2 protein-coding genes are annotated in these 3,942 nt (G+C 50.1%); both read left to right on the forward strand.

Translation table 11 applies throughout. The annotated features are described in order from the left end of the window. Nucleotides 1–36: 36 nt before the first annotated feature. On the forward strand, nt 37–219 hold the full coding sequence (locus tag EIEH_RS10375; protein WP_010895413.1) for a Rop family plasmid primer RNA-binding protein: 183 nt from the start codon (nt 37–39) through the stop codon (nt 217–219). Between the two features lie 1,346 nt (nt 220–1,565). After that, the gene (locus tag EIEH_RS10380; protein ID WP_010895410.1) at nt 1,566–3,425 is read left to right on the forward strand and encodes an NEL-type E3 ubiquitin ligase domain-containing protein; all 1,860 of its coding nucleotides are present in this window, start codon (nt 1,566–1,568) and stop codon (nt 3,423–3,425) included. The last annotated feature ends 517 nt before the right edge of the window (nt 3,426–3,942 follow it).

Here is a 3,942-nt window from a genome sequence, read left to right on the forward strand (position 1 = left end):
AAGCAGAACACTATAGCATAGGCGTCGCCATTTAAGATGAAAAAGCAAGAAGCAACAGCCATCAATATGGCCAAGTTCATTAAAGCGCAATTACTAATTCTCCTCGAAAAGCTCAACGAACTAGACCTAGATGAGAGGGCGAATGAGTGCGAACAACTACACGATTTAGCAGAACAACTACATCGCCACCTAAGGGAACAGTTAGAACCGGAGAGCTAACCACCGCGCGAACACGCTAAAGCCCCACCATCGGAGCTATTCCGCTTCCAAGATCGGACAGACTCGCCAAAGCTACGCAATGGCTCCCTAATCCGATCTTGCGGCGAGCGGTGGGAATTAACAGGGAAGGGTTAGACACAGATTCTGTGGGAAAGCAGGCGCGCAAGCTGTGCAACGAGCGCCAACCGAAGACGACGAAACCCCGTTTTTCCATAGGCTCCGCCCCCCTGACGAGCTTCACAGAAATTCGGTGATTTCCGGTGCTCAAGTCAGAGGTGGCGAAACCCGACAGGACTTAAAGATACCGGGGATTTCTCCCCGATGGCTCCCTCGTGCGCTCTCCTGTTCCTGCCTTGCGGTTTATCGGTGTCTATCCGCTGTTATGGCCGCGTATTCTCATACCACGCCTGACACTCGATTCCGTTTAGGCAGTTCGCTCCAAGCTGGACTGTATGCACGACCCCCCCGTTCAGTCCGACCGCCGCGCGTTGTTGGGTAACTCGTCGCATGATTCCAACCCCGATACGCACAAAACATCGCCACTGGCGGCAGCCATTGGTAAGTGGATTCACGGAGCTATCAAAGGAGTTCTTGAAGTGGATGCCAGACTGCGGCTACACTGAAAGGACAGATTTGGTGACTGCGCTCCGTGAGATTAAGCCAGTTACCACGGTTAATGAATCTGCCAGGATTTATTAACCTTCGAAAAACCACCTGCCAGGGTGGTTTTTTCGTTTCCTGACAAAGATTACGCGTCCAAGCCGCCAGCGTCAACGCCCACGCATTGAACATAACATCCGCTTGGCGCACCACCTCAGACGCGCTGAGCGCGATTCTGAGGCGTTATCGGCAAAAGACGCAGCTTCATACCCCCAAGACGGCCAAAATCGCGCAGGATGATTCTGGCGGCGTTGCATAGCCATTCACGACACTGCATGACGGTCAGATTCAGCGCCAATCGGCCACTAACCCCCGATTTTTACCCCTCAGCGTTACCCGGTAACGGTGATCGGTGGCCGAAATTTTTCGGGCGCCGGTCGCCGTTGGACAAGCACCAGCGCGTCAGTCATCACGCCAACCTAGGAGCAGACATCCACAACCAAAATACGCCCCTGATAAATCCAAACCATCCAGCGCACTATCTAACGATTACATCTAAGAAAAAACAACCGGATACAGGTCGATTACGCCGGAAGATGTCAGCGTAGAGTCGAAAGACCAAAAAAGATCCTTCTCGTACAATGAATTCCGATGTCCCCCCCCTTTTTTTTAAACGCCCCTGTGAAGGACATCAAACCATCAGAACAGGCGGTATTTATCCACTGAATTAATGGGAAAATTTCACAATGCCATTGCATGTCGGCACCGGGCATATCCCCGCCACCATCAGTAATAACCGCATTCATCGCATCGCCAGCGCTAATACCCCACCGGAGATGAGCGTGCGGGAGAATATTCAGGAGTTTTTCTGCTCAACACATAAGTCAGAGGCCCTTAACTGCCTTTGGGAAATTTGTCATCCTCCAGTCGGAACTACACGGGACGCTGTAGCGGGTAGATTTGAGCAGCTCAAGAGACTCGCCTATCCGGGATACGAGAATAATATCCAGTCTGGCCGAAATGGAGATAACAGCTTCTGTATTTTGGATGAAGACGGACAGGAAATGTTATCTGTAATCCTTGGTGATGCCGATACGTATACCGTTATCTATCCGGGTGGCGAGATGACACATGACCTCAGCCTTTCCGCACCACAAGGAGATGAGGGTCTCCTGATATTAGGTGCTTCCGACACCGTGGGACCACAAACAGAGGGAGAGTATAAAGCTGCCTGGTCAGCGTGGGAAAGGGCTGCGCCACCAGAAGAGGCAGAAGACCGAGCCAAGACAGTACGGGAGCTGCGTCACTGCCTGCGATATAACACCCGGCTGGATGTCTCTAACACCAAACTAACCAGTTTGCCGCCTCTGCCGACCGGACTGAAGAGGCTGGATGTCTCTGGTACTGGACTGACCAGCCTGCCGCCACTGCCATCCAAACTGCAGAGGCTGGATATCTCTAACACTCCTATGCCAAGGCTACCGTCACTGCCCTCCAGACTGCAGAGACTGGATGTCTCTAACACCCACCTGGCCAACCTTCCGGAAATCATCGCCAATTTATCGCAGAGGACAACGGTAAGACTGCAGAGTAACTCCCTGTCAGAACGTACACTTCAGATGATCAATAAACCCGGCTATCAGGGACCCAGGATAGTTGATATGGCAACATCTTCTAATCATCAGGAAACCAGAGCCCTGCACTTGGCGGTGGCGGACTGGCTGACGCCGGCGGAAGCGGACGAGGAGGCTTCCGCTAAAAGATGGTGGGCTATCGGGAAGGAAGACGATGCCGCCGCCTTCAGCACTTTCCTCGACCGGCTGAAAAAGACGAAAAATAATCAGGCAACCGATTTTCACGTGCAGATAGCCAGCTGGATTAGCCAGCTGGCGCAGGATGATGAGCTAAGAGCCAAAACCTTTGACATGGCGACAGAGTCAACCTCAAGCTGTGAGGACAGGGTCACGCTGGCAATGAACAATATGAAGAGTGTGCAACTGGTCCATAATGCTGAAAAAGGGAAATTCGACCACGATATCCCGGGGCTCGTGTCAGCGGGGCGTGAAATGTTCCGCCTAGAACAACTAGATCTAATTGCCCGTGAGAAGGTAAAAAAGCTACGCTTTTTCGATGAAATTGAGGTCTTTCTTGGCTATCAGAACAAACTGAAAGAATCACTTGAACTAACCGGTACTACCGAAGGAATGCAATTTTTTGGCGCATCCAGAATTACAGAGTTAGACCTTAAAGCTGCTGAAATTCAGGTGAAGAGTGCCGAGAACAGCCAATTCAGGGAGTGGATACTGCAGTGGGAGCCATTGCACGGCGTACTGAAACGTAGAGAGTCGAAACAGTGGCAAACGCTCATTGACAAGAAAATGGAGGATTATGAGCGTGAATACCAGCAGTTATCTGACACAGAGCTAAAACCGGCAGGTCTGCTCGGTGACATAGAGGCTGAGCGAACTATCGGCGCAAGAGCTATGGCGAGCGCAGAGAAGGCATTTCAGCAAGGCCTACACCCGCTAGCAGAGCAGTTACTTGGCAGGCATCTGGAAGCCCGATGGGTGCTAGATACGCCCCCTGTATATCACTCCTTGGCATGAGCTGACGGGAACGCTAATAGGTGGCCGAAATTTTTTCGGGCGCCGGACAGCGTTCGACAAGCGTCAGCGCGTTAGTCCCCCCCCTCATAGATACCGCAATCAGCCCACACCGAGATGAGAAAAACAAAAAGCCGAGAAATACACGATGGTAATACGCAGAGTAATACAAGAAATACATTTTAATTCAATGTATTACTACCAAATCAGCCACAAAAATAATACGGTGAGTAATACTCATAACAAAAAAACAGATGATATGAAATGTAAAATCAATTACTTACAGCACCTACCAAGGTGCGTATTGTGTATGCGTATTAGAAAGGATTAAGGGTAAAATAACTGGCTAATTATTGAGCTGATCGCGGGTGAAAAAAGAACGGGGAGTGGCTATTTTTATTATTTAATAACAAATAGAGCAATAAAATATAAAAAGGCAGACAAAAGGCAGACAAAAGGCAGACAAATGGCAGACAAGGTCAATATAGAAATGAGAAATACATCAACCGGTGGATATTAA

It is taken from the genome of Edwardsiella ictaluri ATCC 33202 (genome assembly GCF_000264785.1).
GTDB lineage: Bacteria > Pseudomonadota > Gammaproteobacteria > Enterobacterales > Enterobacteriaceae > Edwardsiella > Edwardsiella ictaluri.

Bases quoted from the DNA above. Each gene is read 5' to 3' on its own strand.
- EIEH_RS10380 (WP_010895410.1), top strand. From the start codon at position 1,566: ATGCCATTGCATGTCGGCACCGGGCATATCCCCGCCACCATCAGTAAT.
- EIEH_RS10375 (WP_010895413.1), top strand. From the start codon at position 37: ATGAAAAAGCAAGAAGCAACAGCCATCAATATGGCCAAGTTCATTAAA.